Genomic DNA, 22,187 nt, shown 5'->3' with positions numbered 1-22,187 from the left:
GAGCAGTGAGCTTCGGACAGGGAGGCGGCGGACCGTTCGGCGGCCCGCCCCGTGACGGCGGCGGGACCGCCGGGGGCCAGTCCGGCCCGTTCGGGGCGTTCGGCCCCTTCGGCGGCGCCCCGCGCGGCCCGGGCGACGACGGCGACCGCGGTCCTGGTGGCCCGTTCGGCGGGGGCGGGTCCTCCGCCGCGCGCGGCAGGGGCCGGCCGGGCCGGCCGAGCGCGCTCGTGCTGACCATCATCGCGGTGGCCGTGCTCGTGGGGCTGTTCGTGGTGTTCACGAACGTCTACACGGACGTGCTGTGGTTCTCGCAGCTGGGCTTCACCGAGGTCTTCTGGACCGAGGTCGTCGCCAAGGCCGCGCTGTTCCTGATCGCCGGGCTCGGGATGGCCCTCGCCGTGTGGCTGGCGATCCGCACGGCCTGGCGCCACCGCCCCGCGGACGCGTCCGCGGCCGCGCGGGACTCGCTCAGCCAGGCCCAGCGCCAGCTGGAGCCCATCCGGCGCCTGGTGTTCCTGGGTGTCCCGCTCGTGCTCGGCGTGTTCGCCGGCTCCACCGCGATGAACGGGTGGAACACGGTCCTGCTGTTCCTGAACCAGGTGCCCTACGGCCAGGCGGACCCGGAGTTCGGCCTGGACCTCATGTTCTTCATGGCCACCCTGCCGTTCCTGACGCTCGTGGTCGGGTACCTGATCTCGGTGGTCCTGGTCTCCGGCATCACCGGTCTTCTGGTGCACTACCTGTACGGCGCGGTGCGCGTGGAGGAGGGCGGCGGCGTGCGGATCACCCCGGCGGCGCGCGCCCACATCGGCATCACCCTGGCCGTGTTCCTGCTGCTGCAGGGCGTCAACTTCTGGCTCAACCGCTACCGCACCACGCAGTCGCAGACCGGCAACTGGGCCGGCGCGCTCTACACGGACGTGAACGCGGTCATCCCGACGTCGGCGATCCTGGCGGTCACGGCCGTGATCGTGGCCGGCCTGTTCGTGTGGACGGTGGTCTCGGGCCGGTGGCGGCTGTCGCTGATCGGCACCGCGGTCCTGGTCATCACGGCGCTCGTGGTGGGCACGGCGTACCCCTTCATCGTGCAGGAGTACCAGGTGAAGCCGTCCGAGCGCACGCTCGAATCCCAGTACATCGAGCGGAACATCGCCATGACGCGCGAGGCGTACGGCCTGGACGACGTCGAGGTGACGAACTATGAGGGCGCCACGGACCCCGAGGCCGGGGCCCTGGCGGGCGAGGAGGCCAACACGGCCAACGTCCGTCTCATGGACCCGAACCTGATCTCCCAGACCTTCGGGCAGCTCCAGCAGTTCCGTCCGTACTACTCGTTCCCCACCACGCTGCACGTGGACCGCTACGAGGTGGACGGCCAGACGCGGGACACCATCCTGGCGGCCCGTGACGTCAACGTGGACGACATGCAGTCGTGGGTGAACCGCCACACCATCTACACGCACGGCTACGGCATGGTCGTGGCCGACGCCTCCGAGGTCGCGGCCGGCGGCCGGCCCCAGTGGCTGCTCTCCGAGATCCCGACGCGCGGGCCGCTGGCCTCCGACCAGGACTACGAGCCGCGCATCTACTTCGGGCTCAACTCGCCCTCGTACTCGGTGGTGGGTGCGCCCGAGGGCGCGCCGGCCGTCGAACGCGACCGGCCGCAGACGGCCGACTCCCAGGAGGACACGGCGTACACCTTCTCCGGCGACGGCGGCCCCTCGGTGGGCAACCTGTTCAACCGGCTCGCGTACGCGGTGAAGTTCGGCTCGCCCGAGCTCGTGCTGTCCTCGGACGTGAACGAGGCCTCGCAGATCCTCTACGACCGCGACCCGGCCGAGCGCGTCCGCAAGGTCGCGCCCTACCTGACGGTGGACACCGCCCCCTACCCGGCGATCGTCGACGGCCGCGTGCAGTGGATCGTGGACGCCTACACGACCTCGGACCAGTTCCCGTACTCCACCGCGCAGCAGCTGGGCGAGGTCACGGTGGACTCCCTGAGCCAGGGCCAGAACCCGGCGCTCCAGGGCCGGGTGAACTACATCCGCAACTCGGTGAAGGCGACGGTGGACGCGTACGACGGCTCGGTGTCTCTCTACGCGTGGGACGACCAGGATCCGCTGCTGCAGGCCTGGCAGAACGTCTACCCGTCCTCGCTGCGCCCGTACTCGGAGATGAGCGCCGGACTCCTGGACCACGTCCGCTACCCGGAGGACATGTTCAAGGTCCAGCGCGAGCTGCTCGGCCGCTACCACGTGACCGACGCGGACGACTTCTACGAGAACAACGACGCGTGGTCCGTGCCGTCGGACCCCACGCGCGAGGAGGACGTCAAGCAGCCGCCGTACTACATGACGCTGCAGATGCCCGGCCAGGACGAGCCGGCGTTCTCCCTCACCAGCAGCTACATACCGCAGATCACGGACGGTGCCCAGCAGCGCAACGTGCTCTACGGGTTCCTCTCCGCCGCCGGCGACGCCGGCACGGGGGAGGACGGCGTGAAGGCCGAGGGCTACGGGCAGCTCCGACTGCTCGAGCTGCCGCGGTCCACCACGGTGCCCGGCCCGGGCCAGGCGCAGGCCAACTTCGACTCGAACGCGGACGTCTCGCGGGAGCTGAACCTGCTGCGCCAGGGCGCGTCCGAGGTGCTCAACGGCAACATGATCACCCTGCCGGTGGCCGGCGGCATCCTCTACGTCCAGCCGGTGTACGTCCGCTCCTCGGGCGGCACCACCTACCCGACGCTGCGCAAGGTGCTCGTCTCCTTCGGCGACAAGGTCGGCTTCGCGGACACCCTCCAGGAGGCCCTGGACCAGGTGTTCGACGGGGACTCGGGCGCGGTCACCCCGGAGGAGAAGCAGGCGGAGGCGCCCGCGCCGGGCGAGGAGCCGACGGCTCCGGGCACCGTCGAGGAGGAGCTCTCGGCGGCCCTCGAGGAGGCTCAGGACGCCCTGACCCAGGGCCAGGAGCGTCTGGCCGAGGGCGACTGGGCCGGCTACGGCGAGCAGCAGAAGCGTCTCAACGAGGCCCTGAAGCGTGCCACCGCCGCCGACGACGCCCTGGGCGGCGACGCGCCTGCCCAGGAGCAGGCCCCGGCCGAGGCGAGCCCCGCGCCGTCGTCGAGCCCCAGCCCGACGCCGAGCGGCTGAGTCGGCGCCGGCGGGCCGGGCCCGCCGGACCGTCGACGACGGCCCCGGCCACGCACCGCGCGTGGTCGGGGCCGCTGTCGTCTCGGGGCAGGTGGCCGCCGCATGGCCGCCGGGTGGCGGGGTGCTGACGCCGATTTGAACTCGACGGAACAGGTGTGTATAGTTCTAGAAGTCGCCGCGGGGTGGAGCAGTTCGGTAGCTCGCCGGGCTCATAACCCGGAGGTCGCAGGTTCAAATCCTGCCCCCGCAACGAGAAGGAGAAGGCCCCCAGCATCTGCTGGGGGCCTTCTCGCATGTCCGGACCCGGTCGCCCCGGCCCGCCGGCACGGTGCCGGCGGGCGAGCCGACCGCCCTCGGGCGATCAACGCGGGGGAGCGGGAGCGTCAGCGGCTCGAGGCCCGGACCGCCTGCTGGGCCGGGGTGCGGCGGCCCGGGTCGGTGCGGCGCAGCCAGACGGCAGCGATGATCGCGATGACCGCGATGGCGCCCCAGATGCCGACGACGGCCCAGGACAGGCCCGCGAGGAGCAGCAGCGGCACGAAGGACACGGCCGCGATCTCCACGGGCACCACCGGGATGTAGGCCACGCCGAACTGCTCCATGGTCCCGGACTTCAGCTTCGGGTCCACGATGCGCAGCATGGCCACGCCCGTGGCGACGGCGCCGGTGGCCCAGCCCCACGTGAACAGCTGCTTCTCGAACCACGCGTCGGTCATGACGCGCGGCGCCACGACGATCCCCAGGAACAGGGCCAGCGCGAGGCCGATCACGAACAGGAGCAGCAGCGGCTGCCAGTAGTCCACGACCACGGTCGGGGCGATCGCGGCGATGCCGCAGACGATGAGGATGTCCGTGGCGGTGCCGGACACCGAGTTCAGCGAGCCCGGGTCGAGGAACTTCGCCGTCTTCGTGGCCTGGAACAGGACGCGAGCGATCAGGCCGAGGAGGAACGCGATCGCGAACGCGGGGATGATCAGCTGGGGTCCGTCCTCGCCCACGACGCTCGGCCACACGGACGTGATCCAGGAGACCACGCCGTGCGCGGCCGCCGCGATCATCGCGACGACGCCGACCTGGAAGGCCAGTGACTCCACCGAGGCCGCCGAGAAGGTGTGCCGGCCGATGACCGGGCGTTCCTCCACCTGGTTCAGCACCCCGGTGCGCAGCTCCTCCGGGATGGAGGTCAGGCCCGCGAACTCCCGCGCGTGGCCGCGCTGCGCGCCGATCTTGGCCTGGATGATGCCACCCACCACGCCGACGATCATGCCGACGGTGGCCGAGGTGTAGGCCAGCGAGGTGACGGTCGCATCACCGTTGGCCGCGTATGCCTGGCCCACGGCGGCCGCGGAGCCGAAGCCGCCCGCCCAGCCGGCGAACAGCAGGGCGGCGAACGAGTCGGGCGCGTCGAACAGCGGCTGCAGGAGGACCAGCGTGACGAGGGCGCCGATGGCCACCTGGGAGGCGTAGATCAGCACGCCGTAGGACGCGAACGCACCCACGGGGCGGCCGATCTTGCGGACGTCGAAGTCGTCGGTGAGCGCGATGCACACGAACACGATGACGATCAGGATCGAGCCGTACGTGCCCAGCTGGGAGCTGAACGGCAGCCAGCCCAGGCCGTTCGGGCCGAGGACCAGGCCCAGGATGCCGGCGATGACGGAGGCCGGGATCATCAGGGTCTGGAGGGGCGTGATGACGGCACGGGCCAGCGTGCCCACGGCCAGGAGCGCGCCGATGAGGCCGGCGTCGACCAGCACGGACCAGGCCGTGAACTGCTCTTGCATGGGGTTCTTCCTCTGTGCGGGGACGGGGGCGTCCCGCGGAGCGTGCCGAGGGACCCCGGGACAGTACCAAAGGAGCGCGGGGGCCGGGGCGCGTCCGGGAGGAGCACCGGGCCGGGGCGCACGAGGACGGCCCGCCGCGCCGGCGTGGGCCGGGCGACGGGCCGTGGGGAGGGGCGGGGTCAGCCGCGCGCGGTGCCGGTCTCCTCGGCGGTCCCCTCGGCCGCGTAGTCGAGGGTCAGGGTCTCATCGGCGTCGACGTCGCCCGAGGTGAGGGCGGCCTGGCCGGCGCCGCCGGCCTTGAGGGCGGCGAGGCGGGCCTCCACCTCGGTCTTCTCGCCGAGGTCCTCGAGGGACTCGAACTGGGCGTCGAGGGAGGAGGCGGCGATCTCCTGCTGGCCGCGCACGCGGGCCTCCTCGCGACGGACCTTCTCTTCGAAGCGGGAGACCTCGGAGGTCGGGTCCAGCAGGTCGATCGACTTCACGGCGTCGGCCACCGCGGACTGGGCGTGGGCGGACTTGGCGCGGGCGGTCAGCTCGTCGCGCTTGGCGACCAGCTGCTGACGCTTGACCTTCATCTGGTCCAGACCGGTCTTCAGGCGCTCCACGATCTCGCGCTGCGAGGCGATGGTCGGCTCCGCGGACTTCGCCTGGCGCTCGAAGTCCATCTGGCGCTCGATGGCCACCTTGGCGAGGTTGTCGAACTTGTCCGCCGAGGCGGTGTCACCCTTGGTGCGGAAGTCGTCGGCCTTCTGGGAGGCGGCCAGCGCCTTCTGGCCCCAGCTGCGGGACGCGTCCTGGTCCTCGCGGTAGTCGTCCTCGATCATTCGCAGGTTGCCGATCGTCTGGGCGACGGCGGCCTCGGCCTCCGCGATGTTGTTCGTGTAGTCGCGGACCATCTGGTCCAGCATCTTCTGGGGGTCCTCGGCCTTGTCCAGCATCGCGTTGATGTTGGCCTTCGCCAGCGTGCTGATGCGGCCGAAGATGGACTGCTTGACCATGGTGTCTGCCTTTCGTCGGTCTTTCACGTCAGCGCAGACCGTCGGCCTGCGTCCACCCCGTCCCGCGCGTGCGGGCCGGGCCGGCGCCCGGGGCGCCGGAGTTCATGGGGCGGCGGTCAGAAGCCGCCGCCGGAGATGTCGCCGAACCCGCCGAAGTCGCCGCCGCCGAGGCCGCCGCCGTCGAACCCGCCGAAGCCACCGCCGCCCCAGCTGCCGCTGTTCAGGATCGAGTTCATCAGGATGCCGCCGAGCAGTGCGCCGCCGAGGCCGCCGCCGAAGCTGCCGCCCACTCCGGCGCGCGGGCGTGCACCGTACATGCCGCCCACCATGCCGGGGCCGTAGCCGAAGCCCTCGACGTCCGCGCGGGCCAGCTCGCTCGCGCGCTCGGCCAGCTGGGAGGCGCGCTGCGCCTGCTGGAGGGCGGCCACGGGGTCGGTGCGGCCGAGGCTGATCGCCGAACGCAGCGTGTGGTCGGCCTCCGCGAGCCGGGTCCGGGCCTCCGAGCCCACCGCACCGCGCCGGGCGCCGATGAAGTCGGCCGTGCCGTCGATCTGCGCCTGGGCCTGGGCGATCGTGGAGGTGAGCACCTGGGAGGCCTGGCGGGCCTGCTCCCGAGCGTCGCGGACGCCGGCCAGCGGGGTGTTGAGCTGGCGGTGCGCGGCCTCGAGCTGGTGCAGCAGCTCCAGGGGGTCCGGGCGGCCGGCCGCGAGGGCTCGGCGCACCGCGTTCACAGCGTTCTTCATCCCCGCCACCGGGCCGGCCAGCTCGGGGTTCGACCCGTTGGCCACGAGCGCCTCGGCCTCGGCGACGTCCTGCTCGGACTGGGCGAGGCCCGTCTGCAGGTTGCCCAGCATGGCCCGCAGGGACCCCTCGGCCTTGCCCACCGCCTCCGTGAGCGTGTCCACCTGGCTGAGCGCCTCCTCGGCGGCACGCACGGCCAGCGCCGCCGTGGAGCGGTCCTGGGCGTCCCACGCGCTCCGCGCCTTCGCGACGGCGGTCTCCACGAACTCGAGCCGCTCCCGGGCCTGCGCCGCGTTGTCCGCGACCTCGGCGAGGGCGGACTCCGCGTACTGGCCGTGCAGCGCGGCGATCGCCGACTCGGACTCCTGCACCCGGGACCGCGCCTCGGGCAGGCGGGCGTCGACGCGCTCCAGGGCCTCGGGCACCTGGTTCTCGAGGTCGCGCAGGGAGTCGAACTCCTTCTTGTGCGCCGCGAGGGCCGCACCCACGGCCTCGCTGCGCTGGATGATCTCCTTGAGCCAGGCGCGCTGCTCGGCCTCGGTGTCCGGGATCTCGTCGTCGAGCTGGTGCTGGAGCTGGAACGAGGCCCGCATGTGCTCCTTGGCCCGATCGATGTCCTCGCGGAACGTCGCCACGGACTTCTCCCCGTAGGACGCCTCGGCGAAGCCCAGCTCCTGCTCCGAGGAGCGGATGGCGTCGTCCGCGGCCACGAGCTTCGAGCCGGCCTGGGTGCGCAGCTGCTCCACGCTGAGCTCGTCGAGGGGGTCGCGGCGGACCTCCTCGGTGCGGCCCCCTTCGACCGCGCCGCCCTGCGTGCGCTTCCGGCTGCGGGCCACGAGCACGCCGCCGCCCACGGCCGCGGCCACCGCGCCCGCGCCGAGCACCGCCGTCAGGGCCCCGCCGCCGGAGGCGCCCTGGGCCGTGCTCCCGTCGCCCGCGGTGCCGGCCGGCAGGGCACCGGCCGGATCGTACTCGGCCCCGCTGGCCCCCGTGCCGTCGAGCGTGCCGTCGGCGGCGTCGTCGAGCCCCTGCACCGCGGCGGTGCCCGCCGCGAGCCATTCCGCCGAGCCGGGGTCCGTGCCGATCTTGGACAGCTCCGGGCCCACGTAGGTGCGCGTCACCTGGTTCTGCAGGTCCGCGTCCCCGCCGCTGTCCAGCCCATAGGCGCGGTCCTCGACCGCGATCGCCAGGACCGAGTCGTTCGTCCCGAGCCCGCGCTGGCGCGCCACGTCCTGGGCCAGCGTCTGGGCGTCCGTGCTGAACTCATCCACGTAGACGACGTACAGCCCCTGCCCGGTGTCCCGGCGCAGGTCCTGGATCTCCTGGGTCAGCCGCTGCTCATCGGAGGTCGAGAGCACCCCGGCCTCGTCCACCACGTACACGCCCGGCGGCACCGTCACGGCGTGCGAGGCGGGTGCCGCCACCAGGAGGCCCAGGCCTCCCAGACCCGCGGCGGTCACGGCGCGCGCCAGACGGCCGACATCGGCGGGGCGGGTGGGCACGGTCATGCGGGGTCTCCTTCGACGGCGGAGGCGAGCCGCCGCACCGGGCGGACCCGCCGGATCCTGGGGTTGAGTGTAGGGCGGCGTGGGAATCGGGCACCAGGGATCCGGCGCGGCCGGGACCGTGGGAGGAGCGGACGTTCGGCCTCTAGGCGGCGTTCAGTCATGCACGCTAGCGTGGACGTGCCCCGGGGCGCGCGTCCGCAAGACGACGGGCGTCTGTGTCGACCGCCCGGGGCCCGACCCGAAGCGAGGACCCCGTGGACCAGACCGCCGCCCCCACCCAGCCCCCCGTGCCGACGGCCCGCACCGTCGCGCGTCCCCGGCCCCAGTCCCGCGCCCGTGCCGGGGCGGGCCTGCTCGCCGCAGCCGTGCTCATGGTGGGGCTCTCCGGTTGCGCGGTCGCGGAGGACGGCGGCGAGGCCGCGTCCGAGGCCGCGAGCTCCTCCTCCTCGCAGGCGACGGACACCTCGGCCGAGGCCGGGGGACAGCCCGTGGCGGACACCGCCGTCGGGAACGCCGCGAGGACCGCGCTGCCCTCCGTGGTGACCATCTCCGCGACGTCGAGCTCCGCCTCCGGTTCCGGTTCCGGGTCGATCCTGGACACGGAGGGGCACATCCTCACGAACACCCACGTGGTCACCCTCGGCGGCCAGGCCAACGACGCCGAGCTGACGGTGCGCACCTCGGACGGGGAGGTCTACGCTGCCACCGTCGTGGGCACCGACCCGCTGTCCGACCTGGCCGTCATCAAGATCGACGCCCCGGACCTCACCCCCATCCAGATCGGCCGGTCCGGGGATTTGAAGGTCGGGGACGAGGCCGTCGCCATCGGCGCCCCCCTGGGCCTGCCGAACACCGTGACCGACGGGATCATCTCCACCCTGGACCGGACCATCGCGGTGGCGTCCTCCGAGGCGCCCGAGCCGCAGGGCGAGAGCTCCGGCTCGTCCTCCGGCACCGATCAGTACCGTTTCCAGCTGCCGGGCACCCCGCAGGGCACCCGGGGCGAGGTGTACATCAACGTGCTGCAGACCGACGCGGCCATCAACCCCGGCAACTCCGGAGGCGCGCTCGTCGACGCCGAGGGTCGCCTGGTGGGCGTGAACGTCGCGATCGCCTCGGCCGGCCAGGACCCGAGCGAGGCGGGCAACATCGGGGTCGGCTTCGCCATCCCCGTGGACTACGCCCAGCGGGTCGCACAGGACCTGATCGACCACGGCAAGGCCACGCATGCCATGCTCGGCGTGAGCGTCACCCCGGAGCCCGCCGAGGTGCAGGGCGGCAGCGAGAACGCCCGGACCGTGTTCAGCGACGGCGCCCGCGTCCAGCAGGTCGTGGGAGAGTCGGCGGCCGACGCGGCCGGGCTGAAGGAGGGCGACGTGATCACCGCCGTCGGCGACCGCGCGGTGATCGACTCCGAGTCCCTCACCGCCGTCGTCCGCGAGCACCGCGTGGGAGACTCGGTGGACGTCACCTACCTCCGCGACGGCGCGGAGCAGACGACCGAGGTGACGTTCACGGAGGACACCCGCTCGTGACCACCACGCTCACCACCCCCGCCGCGCTCGCGGCCCACCACGGCTGGCGCCGGGTCCTGGCCGTCGGCGCCCACCCGGACGACCTCGACTTCGGGGCCGCCGCCACCCTGGCCGGCTTCCGCGCGGCCGGGCTGCACATCGAGCTGTGCATCGTGACGGACGGGGACGCCGGCGGCTTCGACTCGGAGGGCCCGGAGGCGATGACCGCCCGCCGGCACGCCGAACAGCGCGCGGCCGCCGCCGTCGTCGGTGCCGCCGAGGTCCACTTCCTCGGCGAGCGCGACGGACACCTCGAGCCGGACCACGGCGTGCGCCGCAAGCTCGTGGCGCTGATGCGCCGCGTCCGCCCGGACGTGGTGCTCAGCACCCACCCGGAGCGGGACTGGGAGCGGATGCAGGCCGCCCACCCGGACCACCTCGCCTGCGGCGAGGCCGTGGTGCGCGCCGCGTACCCGGCGGCCGAGAACCCGTACGCGTACCCGGAGCTCGCGGCGGAGGGGCTCGAGGCGTTCAAGGTCCGGAACCTGCTGCTGTACGCCGCCCCCGCCGCGCGCCGGAACACGGTCGTGGACGTCACGGGCCTGGCGGAGCAGAAGCTGCGCGCCCTCGACGCCCACCTCTCCCAGCACCCGGACGTCGACGCGATGCGGCGGCACGTGCTCGCCCAGATGGCCGAACATCACCGGCGCGCCGCCGGCCCGGCCGCCGCGCCGGGTCACGCCGAGGCGTTCCACCTGGTCACGGTCAACGGTCCGAGCACCATCGCCGGGTTCTGAACCGCCCCCACAGCAGAAGGGCCGACGACGCGCCGCGTCGTCGGCCCTTCTGCTCCGGGGACTCAGTTGTTGCTCGGCCGCCCGCCGTAGCGCGGGCCGGTCTGCGCGGTGGGGTCGAGGTCCACGCCGACGACGGGCTCCGACGTCGGCACCTCCGAGCCCGAGCTGGGCTCCACGGAGATGCCCATCGCCGCGAAGCGGTCCAGCCCCCGGAAGGTCACGGGCTCGCCGAAGCCGTTGGCGTCGAACGTGCCGAGCGAGGCCGGGGCCGTGCCGTCCGAGGGGTAGAGCCACAGCTGGTAGGACTGACCCTCCGGCAGCTGGGGCATCCCGCTGATCATCAGGTAGCCGCTGTTCTGCTCCCGGGACAGGAACGCCTGGACCGTGCCGCCGTCCTGGGCCGGGTACTCCGAGGTCGTGAACAGGTCCTTCGACTGGTCGATGCGGTGCACGATGCCCGGCCGCGTGAACTGACTCCACACCGTCCACCCGCCGACGCCGAGCACGAGGGCCGCGAGCAGCAGGAGGGCGGTCACCTTGAGCCAGCGCAGGCGGTCCCGCGGCGGGCCGGCGGGGGCGGACTCGTCGCCGATCAGGTCCATGCCCACGTCCTGGGCGGGCAGGCGACGCAGGACCTCGTCGAGCAGGGCCGACGGCGGCTCGGCCGTCACGGACCGGAACGCCCAGGCCACCGCCTGGCGCGCACCGTCCACCCGGGAGCGCCACCGGGCCAGCTCGCCGCCCCGCCGCTGCACGGCGGAGAAGGCCGCGGTGTGCCCGGCCGTGTCGAGGGCGTGCACGGCCGAGAGGTCGGCCAGCTCGAGTGCGCGGCCGGCGTCCACGTCCTCGCGCACGTCCGCGCCGAGTGCCGGGCCGGTCGCCGGGGCCGGCGCGGACGGCCGGGCGGCGTCCTGCGTGAGGTCGCGGCGGGCCGCCACGACCTGCCGCACGCCGTCACGCAGGAGGGTGCGGGCCTGGTCGGCCGGCAGACCCAGCCGATCGGCGACCTCCCGGTCGGTGCAGCCGCCCAGCCACGCCAGTCGCACGGCCTCGTAGGCGTCCGGGGCCACGCGGTCGACGAGGTCCTCGGGCAACGGCGCGGGCCCGGCCGGGCCGGGACGACGCCCACGTTCCGCCGCGGAGCCGCCGGCGCGGCGCAGCGAGGTCATCACACGGTGGGCGAGGACCTCGAGCCACGTGAACACCTGGCGCTCGCGGTGGGTCGCGTCGTCACGCTCGCTCAGGTCGAGCCCGGCCTCGGAGGCCTCCTCCCATGCCGTCAGGTAGGTGCGGACCGTGGCCGCGGCGGCGTCGTCGCCGGGGCCGAACATCGCTTCGGCCAGGCCGTGCACCCACGGGACCGTGGCGTCGTAGAACGCGGAGAACGCGGCCCGGTCACCCTCGGCGCTGCGGCGCAGGAGGGTGTCCAGGGCGGGCTGGCCGGCGTCATCGGGGCGGTCGGCGTGGGGCTCGGACGCGTCAGGAGTCTGCATGGTGGCCTCAGTCTAGGGAATCGGGGCGGGCAGCGGACCCGGCGAAGTCGTGCTGGCGCCAGGCCTCGTACACGGCGATGGAGACGGCGTTCGCCAGGTTCAGGGACCGACGGGCCGGCTGCATGGGCAGGCAGACGGTCTCGGTGACCCGCGGATCGGTCAGCACCTCCTCGGGCAGGCCGGTGGACTCGCGGCCGAAGAGCAGCACGTCGCCGGGCCGGTAGGCGACCCGGTCGTGCCGCACGGACCCGCGCGCGGTGAAGGCCAGCACACGGGCGGGGGCGAGGGCCGCGAGCGCAGCGTCGAGGTCCGGGTGCACCGTCACCACCGCGAGGTCGTGGTAGTCCAGGCCGGCGCGGCGCAGGTGGGCGTCCTCGAACCCGAAGCCCAGCGGCTCCACGAGGTGCAGCTCGGCCCCCGTGAGGGCGGCGAGCCGGATCGCGTTGCCGGTGTTGCCGGGGATCTCCGGGGTGAGCAGCAGGATCCGGAAGCCGGGGGTGCCGGGCGCCGGGGCGCGGTCGGCGCCCTCGTGCGGGTTCGGTCGGGGTGGGGTGGGGGAGTCGGGCACGCGCCCAGCCTAGTGGGGCGCCGCCGGGCGGGGGCGTGCCTCAGTGGAGCCGGTCGACCAGCGCGCCGAGCGCGCGCCGGTCCACGAGGTCCGGGTCCGTGCCGGTGCCCAGGAAGAGCGCGACCTCGCGCGCGAACGCGATCCCGGGTGCGGGCGGGGCGGTGAGCAGGTCGGCCTGCGCCTCCGGCGCGTCGGCGCCGCGCGTGTGGCGGATCACGGGTGCGTGCCGCGCGTCGCGGTCCGTCATCACGTGCACGAATCCGCCGACGGTGACTTGGGGCAGGGCCTGCTGCCACGCCATCATCGCGGGGCCGAGCAGCGGCGGGGCCACGGGGCGGCCCCGGGAGCGCAGGTCCGCCCCGTCCCAGGTGTAGGTCCCTTCCGGGACCATGACGGAGCCGATCAGCGCCAGGCGGTGGCCGCACAGCACCGCGTGGTCCACGTCGAGGTGCCGTCCCCAGCGCCCGCCCAGCCGCAGCCCGGTCAGGACCCGGGCGGCCGGGAGCGCGTCCGCCACGTGGCGCAGCAGCACGTCGAGGGTGCGGGCCTGCCGCAGCACCCGGTGCTCGTCCGGCAGGATGCCGCGCGGCCGCGGCGCCCCGTGGACGCGTTGGCTCGATCGCGGCAGGTCCAGCACGGTCGGGTCCGTCTCCGCCTCGCCGGGCGGGGGCTCGTAGCGCACGGGGCGGGCGGCACGTCCGCCGGGTCCGGACCGTCCCGACGGTCTCGCCGGCCCTGATCCGGCCGTCGCGCGGGGGCTGCGGGGACCGACGTCCGGGCCGGGCAGCGAGAGGTCGTACCGGCGCCGGGCCTCGGCGTCGCCGAGCAGGTCCCACGCCCGCGTCACGGCCCGGAAGGCGGCGGGGTCGCCGCCGACGTCGGGGTGCGCGGCCCGGGCCGCGCGGCGGTAGGCCCGCCGGACCTCCTCGGCCGTCGCGTCGCGGGGCACGCCCAGGACCTCGTAGGCGGTGCGGTGCTCCTCGGCCGCGCTCACGGCGTGGGGTCCGGGCCGGGGGAGGCGTGCCCCTCGTGGTGCAGGCGCAGGAACAGCATGCCGTCGTCGTGGAGCACCTGGACCAGCTGCAGCCGGGCCGGGAGGCCGGGGCCGTCCTCCCCGGTCAGGACGCGGCCGGGAGCGGGTCCGGCCAGCAGCGGCGCCACGGTGAGGAGCACCTCGTCCACGAGGCCGGCCGCCGCGAGGCTGCCGAACAGGCGCGGTCCGCCCTCGCAGTGGACGACGCGGGCGCCGCGCGCGTGCAGGGTCCCCACCACGGTCTGGGGGTCCACGTGCTCCTCGCCGACCGCCAGCACGTCCGCGCGCGCGGCCAGCGCCGTCGCCCGCTCCGGCTCAGCCGCGAGGGCGGCCCGGGACGTGAGGATCCAGGGGCGCACCGGGGCGGCCGTGAAGAACGCGGACTCCGGGTCCAGGTCCAGGCTGCCGCTGACCACGGCCACGGGCGGGTCCGCGGGCCCGCCGGCCTCCGCGCGTCGACGCCGGTCCTCCTCGGACAGCAGCGCTCCCTCGTAGCCCTCGGCCCGGATGGTCCCGGCCCCCACGAGCACGACGTCGGCGTCGTGCCGGGACAGGGACAGCAGCCGCTGGTCCGCGGGGGAGCCGAGCCCGCCGGCACGGCCGTCCAGGGTGGCCGCGCCGTCGGCGGAGGCGATGAACACGACGCGGACCCAGGGTCCGGGGCCGGTGTCCTCGGCCGCCGGGGCCGCGAGGGCGGCGCGGAGGGCGTCGTCGTCCAGGCCGGGGCCGGTCTCGGTCAGCCGTCTCATGCCCGCCCCCCGCGGTGGGCGCGGTGTCCGGCCAGGGTGCTGCGGTCCGGCGGCGGGTTCTCCGCGCCCATGTTGTGGACCAGGCGCGCCGGCTCGCGCCACCCGAACACGCACTCGAGCATGCGGGCCGCCGAGACGGAGGCGTCGGCGTCGTGCATGCGCAGGATCCGGGCGCCGCCGTACACGCAGGCCGCGGCCGCGGCCAGCGAGCCGGGCAGGCGCTCGTGCCGGTGCCGGTCCAGGCTCTCGCCGATGAAGTCCTTGTTCGAGACCGCGGCCAGCACGGGCAGCCCCAGGGTGGCGATTTCGTCCAGCCGCCGCGTGATCTCGAGGGTGTGCCGGGTGTTCTTGTTCAGATCGTGGCCGGGGTCCACGATGATCCTCTCCTCGGGGACGCCGAGCGCCACGGCCCGGTCGACGGTGCGCCGCAGGTGGTCGCGGACCTCCCTGACGACGTCGCCGTAGGTCGGCCGGGGGACCACGGCCCGGGGTCCGCGCACGTGGGCGAGGGAGTGGGTGACCACGAGGTGCGCGCCCGCGGCGGCCACCACCCGGCCCAGGTCCGCGTGGAACAGTCCCGTGGTGTCGTTGACGACGTCCGCCCCCGCCGCCAGGGCCGCCTCGGCCACGGCCGGCTGGAACGTGTCCGCCGAGAGGATCAGCCGGCGCGATGCCTCGGACGACCCGGCCCCGTCCCCGCTCCGCAGGGCCGCGATCAGGGGGACCACCCGCGCCGCCTCCTCGGTCGGGTCGAGCTCCGCCCCGGGCGCGAACGGCACGCCGCCGACGTCGACCCACTCGGCTCCGGCGTCCGCCGCGGCGTGGGCCTGGGCGAGGGCGTCCTCCAGGACGGCGCCGGCGCCGTCGTCGTAGAAGGAGTCCGGGGTGCGGTTGACCACGGCCATCGTGACGATCCGGCGGCGGAAGTCGATCTCGTGGTGGGCGAACCGGTGCACCGGGTGGACGAGCGGGACGGAGGGGGTCGGCACCCGGCCATTCAACCACCGGCGCCGCACGGTGACAGTGCGCCCCGGAAGGACTATGTTTCCCTCCCGTGACATTTACCTCGTCGCCGCGGGTCGGCCCGCGCCGGCCCCGCATCCGTCCGACCCAGCTCGTGGTCGGGTCCTTCCTCGTCGCCATCGTGACGGGCACCGGCGCACTGCTGCTGCCCGCCTCGTATCAGGGCCGCGCGCCCACCCCGCTGGAGGCCGCGTTCACGGCGACCAGCGCCACCACGGTGACGGGCCTCGGCGTCGTGGACACCCAGACGTTCTGGACACCCCTGGGTCAGCTCGTGATCCTCACGCTCATCAAGCTCGGTGGCCTGGGCGTCATGACGTTCACGTCGCTGCTGGGGCTGGTGATCCTCCGGCGGCTCGGCCTCACCCAGCGCCTCGACGCCGCGGCCTCCACCCGGGCCGAGGGGATCGGGGACCTGCCCCGGGTGCTGCGGGCCCTGATCCTGTACTCCACGGCCGTCGAGGCCTCGGTGGCGCTGCTGCTGAGCCTGCGCTTCTGGCTGGGCGCGGGAATGTCCCCGGGCCAGGCACTGTGGCAGGGGGTCTTCCACGCGGTCTCCGCATTCAACAACGCCGGGTTCGCGCTGTTCAGCGACAACCTCATGGGCTTCGTCTCGGACCCGTTCATCTGCCTGCCGATCGCGGCGGCGATCATCTTGGGCGGCCTGGGCCTGCCGGTCGTGCTGACCCTGCGGCGAGACCTGCGCCGACCCGAGCGGTGGAACCTCACGGTCCGGCTCGTGCTCGTGGGCACCGCGGTGCTGCTGGTGGGCGGCACGCTCATGTACCTCGTCCTCGAGTGGTCCAACCCGCGGACCCTGGGCGGTCTGGACCCGGCCTCGCGCGTGCTCGCGGCGTTCTTCCAGTCCGTCACGACCCGCACCGCCGGCTTCAACACCCTGGACTACGGGCAGATGCACCCCGTGACGCTCTTCGCCACCGACGTGCTCATGTTCATCGGCGGCGGCCCCGCCGGCACCGCCTCGGGCGTGAAGATCACGACGGCGAGCGTCCTGCTGTTCATCGTGCTCGCGGAGATCCGGGGGGAGGGCGCCGTCCATGCGTTCGGCCGCCGGCTCTCCCGGACCACGCACCGCGAGGCGATCACCGTGATCATGCTCTCCGCGACCGCGATCGCCGTCGCCACGATGGCGCTCATGGGCCTGTCCTCGTTCACGACCGACCAGATCCTGTTCGAGTGCGTGTCCGCGTTCAGCACGGTGGGCCTGTCCACCGGCATCACCGCCCAGCTGCCGCCGGCCGCGCAGGGCATCCTGATGCTCCTCATGTTCGTCGGCCGCATCGGCCCCGCCACCGTCGCCGGCAGCCTGGCCCTGACCGACCGCACCCGCCACTTCGAGTACCCGAAGGAGAGACCCCTCATTGGCTGATCTCACCCGTTCCCTGTTCGCCCCCCGCCGGGGCGACCGCCCCACCGTGGCCGTCCTCGGGCTCGGCCGGTTCGGCTCAGGGGTCGCCCGCGAGCTCATGGAGTCCGACTGCCACGTGCTGGGGGTCGACGCCGATGCCGAGGCCGTCCAGGCGCTCAACGGCCGGCTGACCCACGTCGTCCGCGCGGACAGCACGGACGAGGAGGCGATGCGCCAGCTCTCGGTCCACGAGATGGACCACGTCGTCGTCGCCATCGGCGGCGACCTCGCGGACTCGATCCTCACCGTCTCGCTGATGCGGCGGTTCGGGACGCACCAGCTCTGGGCCAAGGCCAATGACGACCGCCACGGCGAGATCCTGCGTCAGCTCGGCGTGGAGCACGTGGTCCACCCGGAGCGGGACATGGGCCGCCGCGTGGCGCACCTGGTCAGCACGTCCTTCCAGGACTTCGTCGAGGTCGAGCCGGGCCTGGCCATGGTCCGGGCCACGCCGCCGTCGCGCCTGCTGGGCAGGGACCTGCGAGCCACCGGGCTCGCGGGGGAGCGGGGCATGCGCGTGGTCGCGGTCCGCAGCCGCGGCACGTGGCTCTACCCGCCGAGTCACTACGTCCTCGAGCCCGAGGACACGATCCTCCTGGTGGGCCCGACCCGCGACGTCGAGCGGTTCCTCGCCCGGGACTGATCCGGGCACATCCGGCGCGGCTCCTAGACTGGCCGGGTGACCACCCCGGACCGCGTGCACCTGGACCACGCCGCCACCACGACGGTGCGCCCCACCGCGCTCGCGGCCCTGGCCGAGGCGGCCGCGCTGCCGGGCAACCCGGCCTCCCTCCACGCCTCCGGCCGCCGGGCCAAGCTGCACCTCGAGGAGGCGCGGGAGCGCATCGCCGCGGCGCTCGGGGCGCACCCCCCCGAGGTGATCCTCACGTCCGGGGGCACCGAGGCGGACAACCTCGCCGTCCAGGGGCTGTACCGGGCCCGCCGCGCGGTCGCGCCGGAGCGCACCCGGATCGTGCTGACCGGCATCGAGCACCACGCGGTCCTCGACGTGGTGGACTGGCTCGCTGCGCACGAGGGTGCCGAGCCGGTGCTCGTCCCGGTCGACGACGACGGGCGGGTCGACCTCGCCGCATGGGGGGCCGCGCTGGCGGCCGCGCCCGAGCGGACCGCCCTGGCCACGCTGATGTGGGCCAACAACGAGATCGGCACGGTCCAGCCCGTCGCGGAGGCCGCCCGGCTCGCGGCCGACCACGGGATCCCGTTGCACACCGACGCCGTCCAGGCCCTCGGGGCGGTGCCCGTGGACTTCGCCGCGTCCGGGGCCGCGACCCTGGCCGTCTCGGGGCACAAGGTCGGTGCCCCCGTGGGTGTCGGCGCCCTGTTCGTGCGCCGGGACGTCACCCTGGAGGCCGTGGTGCACGGCGGCGGTCAGGAACGCCGCCTGCGCTCGGGCACGGTGTCGGTGGCGCTGGCCGCCGCGCTGGCGGCCGCCGTGGCGGAGGCCGTCGCGGAGCAGCCCGCCGAGGCCGCCCGCCTGGGCGGGCTGCGGGACGAGGTGATCGCCGCCGTCGACGCCCTGGACGGGGTGCGCCTGACCGGGCCGCGGGACCTCGACCCGGCGACGGGGGAGCCGCTGCCGCCGGGGACGCGCCGACTGCCCGGCAACGTCCACATCACCGTGCCGGGCCGGACGGCGGACGCGCTGCTGTTCTCCTTCGACATGGCCGGACTGGACACCTCGTCCGGGTCGGCGTGCACCGCCGGGGTGGCCGAGCCGTCGCACGTGGTCGCGGCCCTGCCGGGGCGGACGGAGGCCGACGCGCGGGCCACCCAGCGGTTCACCCTCGGCCGGACGACGACGCTGGCCGAGACGGCCGCGCTCATCGACGCGCTGCGGACGCTGCTGGGGCCGGGCGTCTAGACTGGAGCGCCCGTCCGTCGTCGAGAGAGGAGTCCGCCCGTGAAGGTCCTGGCCGCCATGTCCGGGGGAGTCGACTCCGCCGTCGCCGCGGCGCGTGCCGTGGACGCCGGGCACGACGTCGTCGGCGTCCACCTGGCCCTGTCCCGCATGCCCGGCACCCTGCGCACCGGCTCGCGTGGCTGCTGCACCATCGAGGACGCCTCGGACGCGTGGCGCGCGTGCGAGCGGCTCGGCATCCCCTTCTACACGTGGGACTTCTCCGAGCGGTTCGCGGAGGACGTCGTGGACGACTTCGTGGCCGAGTACGAGGCCGGCCGCACGCCCAACCCGTGCATGCGCTGCAACGAGCGCATCAAGTTCGCGGCGCTGCTCGAGCGCGCCCTCGAGCTGGGCTTCGACGCCGTCTGCACCGGCCACTACGCCGCCGTGCGGCCCGGTCCGGACGGCTCGCTGGAGCTGCACCGCGCCGCGGACGACGCGAAGGACCAGTCCTACGTGCTCGGCGTGCTGACCGCGGATCAGCTCGCCCACTGCCTCTTCCCGCTCGCGGACACGCCGTCCAAGGAGCTCGTGCGCGCCGAGGCGGCCGAGCGCGGCCTGTCCGTGGCGGCGAAGCCGGACTCCCACGACATCTGCTTCATCCCCGACGGCGACACCCGCGGCTGGCTGGCCGAGCGCATCGACCTGGCCCCCGGCCCCATCGTGGACCCGGAGGGGCGGGAGCTCGGCACCCACGCGGGCGCCCAGGCGTTCACGGTCGGCCAGCGCAAGGGCCTGGCCATCGGCCGTCCCGCGCCCGACGGCAAGCCCCGGTTCGTGCTCGAGGTGCGGCCGAAGGAGAACACGGTGGTCGTCGGCGGCCGCGAGCTGCTCGACGTCGACCGCATCACCGGCATCCGCCCGTCGTGGGCCGGCGCCCCGGTGCCCGAAGCCCGCACGGGCGCCTGGTTCGACTGCGCGCTGCAGTTCCGGGCCCACGGCGAGATCGTCGAGGCCCGCGCCCGCCAGCGCGCCGACGCGGCGGGGCATCCGGGGTGGGAGATCGAGCCGGGGCGCCCCCTGCGCGGCGTGGCTCCCGGTCAGACGGCCGTCCTGTACCGGGGCACCCGCGTGCTCGGCCAGGCCACCATCGACACCGCCCGCAATGCCCGGCTGTCGGCCCCCGCGGATGCGTAGGCTTCGGCCATGAGCCCGGACTACGACCCCCACGCCAGCTCGCTGCCCGGCACCGCGGACCCGGCGGTCCTCGACGAGCTCTTCGCGATCCGCGGCAGCATCGACAACATCGACGCCTCGCTCGTCTACCTGCTGGCCGAGCGGTTCAAGTTCACGCAGCGGGTCGGCGCGCTGAAGGCCCGGCACGACCTGCCGCCCTCGGACCCCGGGCGTGAGGCCGCCCAGATCGCGCGGCTGCACCGGCTCGCGCTCGAGGCGGACCTCGAGCCCGCGTTCGCCGAGAAGTTCCTGAACTTCATCATCGCCGAGGTCATCCGCCACCACCGCGCGCTGGCGGCCGAGGGCCGGTCGGACGCCGAGGCGGAGCCGGGGGCGGGCTCCGGGGACGCGGATGACTGAGGCCGCCCACGACGACGGCGCCACCGGCCCCGTCGCCCTCGGCGGCACGCCGTGGCGCGGCACCGACGTCGCCGAGGCGCAGCGCGTCACGCTCGGCGAGCTCGGCGCGGACCACTGGCCGGTGCTCCCCGAGCTGCCCGATCGCGGACCCGGCGCCGACGCCACCGGCCGCTCGGCCGCCCTCCTGCAGGAGCTGGCCGTCGACCTGCAGCCGCACGGCTGGCGGGTCAGCCCGCCCGGGGCCGCCGGCTCCGGCCGAGACCGACGCCGGGCCGTCTCCCTCTGGCGCGAGGACGCGCACCGCTGGGCGGACACCGCGGGGGCCGAGGGCGCCGTCGTCGAACGTCTGGCCGTGCGGGTGCGCGGCCCGCTCAGCCTGCTCGCCGGCCTCTGGCTGCCCGGGGGAGAGCGCGTCCTCGGCGACCACGGCGCCCGCCGCGACGTCGCCGAGTCCTATCTCGAGGGACTGCAGGACGCCCTGCCCCGCCTCCGGAGGGCCACCGGGGCGGCCCGCCTCGGCGTCGTCGTCGACGAGCCGTGGGCGGCGGCCGTCCTCGCCGGGACCCTGCCCACCGCGAGCGGGTACCGCACCGTCCGGTCGCTGCCGCGCGAGGAGGCCCGCGGCCTGTGGCGCGCCGCTCTCGACGGGCTCACCGCCCTGCCCGACGTCGCCCGGGTGTGGCTTGCGCCGGGCCGCCGCACCGCCTCCCCGGGGGCCGAGCTGCCCGGGCCCGCCGCGCTGGCGGCGCTGACGGGAGAGTCCCTGCCCAGGCCCGACGCAGCCGCGGACGCGCCTGCCCGGGCCCCGGTCTCGCTCGTGGTGGGCGTGGGCGCCCTCGACGACGGCACGGACGGCACGCCCGGCACCCGCGAGGCGTGGGAGGCCGCGGCCGGCTGGGCCGACGTCGGGCGCGGGCTGACCCTGGCCCCCGAGCCGGGCGTGCGCCCGGTCGACGTCGTCCGCACGTGGGAACGGCTGGGGGTGGACCCCGGACGGGTGGGCGACGTCGGCCTCACGGCGGCGGGGTCGCACGACCCCGCCGTGCTCCGCACTCTGCGGCGGGACGCGGAGGAGCTGGCCGCACGGCTCGCCGAACTGCGCGGCTGAGCCGGCGCCCCGACGGACCGGGGCGACCTCCGGCGTCGTCCGCCGTGGACGGGCCCGCCCGGCGGGTATCATCGGGCTGATCCTGAAAATTTCCTGTGCCCGGGGCCGGTCCCGCTCGCGGCGCCGGGGGGAGCGCTGACGAGGAGGTCAGGATGGGCAAGGCCAAGATCCTGGTGGTGGACGACGACGAGGCGCTGGCCGAGATGATCGGCATCGTCCTGCGCAATGACGGCTTCGAGCCGGCGTTCGCCGCGGACGGCACCTCCGCACTGCCCGCGTTCCACCGCGAGCGCCCCGATCTCGTGCTGCTGGACCTCATGCTCCCCGGCATCGACGGCATCGAGGTCTGCAGGCTCATCCGAGCCGAGTCGGACGTGCCGATCGTGATGCTCACGGCCAAGTCGGACACGGCGGACGTGGTGCGCGGCCTCGAGTCGGGTGCGGACGACTACGTGCCCAAGCCGTTCAAGCCGGCCGAGCTCGTGGCCCGCGTCCGGGCCCGCCTGCGTGAGGGGGAGGCCAAGCCGGCGGAGGTCCTGCACATCGGGGACCTCGAGATCGACGTGGCGGGCCACGAGGTCACCCGCGGCGGCGTCGGCATCGCCCTCACCCCGCTGGAGTTCGACCTCCTCGTGGCCCTCGCCCGGCGGCCGCGCCACGTCTTCACCCGCGAGATGCTGCTGGAGGAGGTCTGGGGGTACCGGCACCAGGCCGACACCCGGCTCGTGAACGTCCACGTCCAGCGCCTGCGCTCGAAGGTCGAGCCGGATCCCGAGAACCCGTGCGTCGTGCTGACCGTCCGCGGCGTCGGGTACAAGGCCGGCCAGGGCTGAGGG

At 74.7% G+C, this 22,187-nt stretch carries 18 protein-coding genes and 1 tRNA gene; 11 read left to right on the top strand and 8 right to left on the bottom strand.

Going from position 1 to position 22,187, the window contains the following annotated elements:
- Positions 1 to 5 precede the first annotated feature (5 nt).
- Both AC0VX0_RS07530 and AC0VX0_RS07525 read left to right on the top strand, forming a co-directional pair.
- Positions 6 to 3,149 carry a UPF0182 family membrane protein gene (locus AC0VX0_RS07530; RefSeq protein ID WP_475451468.1) on the top strand — a complete coding sequence of 1,048 codons (3,144 nt, stop codon included), beginning with the start codon at positions 6 to 8 and terminating at the stop codon, positions 3,147 to 3,149.
- Between the two features lie 176 nt (positions 3,150 to 3,325).
- Positions 3,326 to 3,399 (top strand) — tRNA-Met (locus AC0VX0_RS07525).
- Positions 3,400 to 3,532: 133 nt separating this feature from the next.
- On the opposite strand, the gene AC0VX0_RS07520 is transcribed toward AC0VX0_RS07525, so the two are convergent.
- From AC0VX0_RS07520 to AC0VX0_RS07510, 3 genes are all read right to left on the bottom strand, one after another.
- A complete protein-coding gene (locus AC0VX0_RS07520; RefSeq protein ID WP_049147311.1) occupies positions 3,533 to 4,933 on the bottom strand; it encodes a sodium/glutamate symporter in 1,401 nt (466 codons plus the stop codon).
- A gap of 179 nt (positions 4,934 to 5,112) precedes the next feature.
- Positions 5,113 to 5,931, bottom strand: a complete 819-nt coding sequence (locus AC0VX0_RS07515) for a PspA/IM30 family protein (RefSeq protein WP_002854906.1) — start codon at positions 5,929 to 5,931, stop codon at positions 5,113 to 5,115.
- 116 nt (positions 5,932 to 6,047) lie between these two features.
- Positions 6,048 to 8,180, bottom strand: a complete 2,133-nt coding sequence (locus tag AC0VX0_RS07510; protein WP_101966055.1) for a TPM domain-containing protein — start codon at positions 8,178 to 8,180, stop codon at positions 6,048 to 6,050.
- 254 nt (positions 8,181 to 8,434) lie between these two features.
- Between AC0VX0_RS07510 and AC0VX0_RS07505 the strand changes: the two genes are divergently transcribed.
- Positions 8,435 to 9,715, top strand: a complete 1,281-nt coding sequence (locus tag AC0VX0_RS07505) for a S1C family serine protease (RefSeq protein WP_051995236.1) — start codon at positions 8,435 to 8,437, stop codon at positions 9,713 to 9,715.
- On the top strand, positions 9,712 to 10,491 hold the full coding sequence (locus tag AC0VX0_RS07500; protein ID WP_036314367.1) for a PIG-L deacetylase family protein: 780 nt from the start codon (positions 9,712 to 9,714) through the stop codon (positions 10,489 to 10,491). Before AC0VX0_RS07505 ends, AC0VX0_RS07500 begins: the two co-directional genes overlap by 4 nt.
- A gap of 62 nt (positions 10,492 to 10,553) precedes the next feature.
- Here the strand turns inward: AC0VX0_RS07500 and AC0VX0_RS07495 are convergent, their stop codons facing one another.
- Genes AC0VX0_RS07495 through folP form a run of 5 tightly spaced genes read right to left on the bottom strand, consistent with a single transcriptional unit; the run spans position 10,554 to position 15,323 of the window.
- Positions 10,554 to 11,984, bottom strand: a complete 1,431-nt coding sequence (locus AC0VX0_RS07495; RefSeq protein WP_101966054.1) for an anti-sigma factor — start codon at positions 11,982 to 11,984, stop codon at positions 10,554 to 10,556.
- Between the two features lie 7 nt (positions 11,985 to 11,991).
- Positions 11,992 to 12,552 carry a tRNA (cytidine(34)-2'-O)-methyltransferase gene (locus AC0VX0_RS07490; RefSeq protein ID WP_044659766.1) on the bottom strand — a complete coding sequence of 187 codons (561 nt, stop codon included), beginning with the start codon at positions 12,550 to 12,552 and terminating at the stop codon, positions 11,992 to 11,994.
- Positions 12,553 to 12,592: 40 nt separating this feature from the next.
- The gene (locus tag AC0VX0_RS07485) at positions 12,593 to 13,546 is read right to left on the bottom strand and encodes a J domain-containing protein (RefSeq protein WP_049147346.1); all 954 of its coding nucleotides are present in this window, start codon (positions 13,544 to 13,546) and stop codon (positions 12,593 to 12,595) included.
- Positions 13,543 to 14,334, bottom strand: coding sequence for a pyrimidine reductase family protein (locus AC0VX0_RS07480; RefSeq protein WP_136940064.1), 792 nt, complete (start codon positions 14,332 to 14,334; stop codon positions 13,543 to 13,545). Before AC0VX0_RS07480 ends, AC0VX0_RS07485 begins: the two co-directional genes overlap by 4 nt.
- Positions 14,331 to 15,323: a dihydropteroate synthase gene (folP, locus tag AC0VX0_RS07475; protein ID WP_136940065.1), complete on the bottom strand. Its 993-nt coding sequence runs from the start codon at positions 15,321 to 15,323 to the stop codon at positions 14,331 to 14,333. The genes AC0VX0_RS07480 and folP overlap by 4 nt, the downstream gene beginning before the upstream one ends.
- Before the next feature lie 65 nt (positions 15,324 to 15,388).
- Between folP and AC0VX0_RS07470 the strand changes: the two genes are divergently transcribed.
- From AC0VX0_RS07470 to mtrA, 7 genes are all read left to right on the top strand, one after another.
- A complete protein-coding gene (locus AC0VX0_RS07470; RefSeq protein WP_162833775.1) occupies positions 15,389 to 16,747 on the top strand; it encodes a TrkH family potassium uptake protein in 1,359 nt (452 codons plus the stop codon).
- The gene (locus tag AC0VX0_RS07465) at positions 16,740 to 17,429 is read left to right on the top strand and encodes a potassium channel family protein (protein WP_036315984.1); all 690 of its coding nucleotides are present in this window, start codon (positions 16,740 to 16,742) and stop codon (positions 17,427 to 17,429) included. Before AC0VX0_RS07470 ends, AC0VX0_RS07465 begins: the two co-directional genes overlap by 8 nt.
- Before the next feature lie 36 nt (positions 17,430 to 17,465).
- Positions 17,466 to 18,668 carry a cysteine desulfurase family protein gene (locus AC0VX0_RS07460; protein ID WP_049147342.1) on the top strand — a complete coding sequence of 401 codons (1,203 nt, stop codon included), beginning with the start codon at positions 17,466 to 17,468 and terminating at the stop codon, positions 18,666 to 18,668.
- A 39-nt stretch (positions 18,669 to 18,707) separates the two neighbouring features.
- Positions 18,708 to 19,844 carry a tRNA 2-thiouridine(34) synthase MnmA gene (gene mnmA / locus AC0VX0_RS07455; RefSeq protein ID WP_049147340.1) on the top strand — a complete coding sequence of 379 codons (1,137 nt, stop codon included), beginning with the start codon at positions 18,708 to 18,710 and terminating at the stop codon, positions 19,842 to 19,844.
- Between the two features lie 9 nt (positions 19,845 to 19,853).
- On the top strand, positions 19,854 to 20,243 hold the full coding sequence (locus AC0VX0_RS07450; protein ID WP_049147338.1) for a chorismate mutase: 390 nt from the start codon (positions 19,854 to 19,856) through the stop codon (positions 20,241 to 20,243).
- Complete coding sequence (locus AC0VX0_RS07445; RefSeq protein ID WP_049147336.1) at positions 20,236 to 21,351, top strand: hypothetical protein; 1,116 nt, start codon at positions 20,236 to 20,238, stop codon at positions 21,349 to 21,351. Before AC0VX0_RS07450 ends, AC0VX0_RS07445 begins: the two co-directional genes overlap by 8 nt.
- Positions 21,352 to 21,503: 152 nt before the next feature.
- A complete protein-coding gene (gene mtrA / locus AC0VX0_RS07440) occupies positions 21,504 to 22,184 on the top strand; it encodes an MtrAB system response regulator MtrA (RefSeq protein ID WP_049147334.1) in 681 nt (226 codons plus the stop codon).
- The last annotated feature ends 3 nt before the right edge of the window (positions 22,185 to 22,187 follow it).

This window comes from Micrococcus sp. iso_26 (genome assembly GCF_056172975.1).
This window is presented reverse-complemented; position numbering and strand designations above follow the sequence as displayed.

Excerpts from the sequence above, each read along its gene's own strand:
- AC0VX0_RS07480 (WP_136940064.1), bottom strand. The coding sequence starts at position 14,334 with ATGAGACGGCTGACCGAGACCGGCCCCGGCCTGGACGACGACGCCCTC.
- AC0VX0_RS07445 (WP_049147336.1), top strand. The coding sequence starts at position 20,236 with ATGACTGAGGCCGCCCACGACGACGGCGCCACCGGCCCCGTCGCCCTC.
- AC0VX0_RS07515 (WP_002854906.1), bottom strand. The coding sequence starts at position 5,931 with ATGGTCAAGCAGTCCATCTTCGGCCGCATCAGCACGCTGGCGAAGGCC.
- AC0VX0_RS07450 (WP_049147338.1), top strand. The coding sequence starts at position 19,854 with ATGAGCCCGGACTACGACCCCCACGCCAGCTCGCTGCCCGGCACCGCG.
- mtrA (WP_049147334.1), top strand. The coding sequence starts at position 21,504 with ATGGGCAAGGCCAAGATCCTGGTGGTGGACGACGACGAGGCGCTGGCC.
- AC0VX0_RS07510 (WP_101966055.1), bottom strand. The coding sequence starts at position 8,180 with ATGACCGTGCCCACCCGCCCCGCCGATGTCGGCCGTCTGGCGCGCGCC.
- AC0VX0_RS07495 (WP_101966054.1), bottom strand. The coding sequence starts at position 11,984 with ATGCAGACTCCTGACGCGTCCGAGCCCCACGCCGACCGCCCCGATGAC.
- AC0VX0_RS07520 (WP_049147311.1), bottom strand. The coding sequence starts at position 4,933 with ATGCAAGAGCAGTTCACGGCCTGGTCCGTGCTGGTCGACGCCGGCCTC.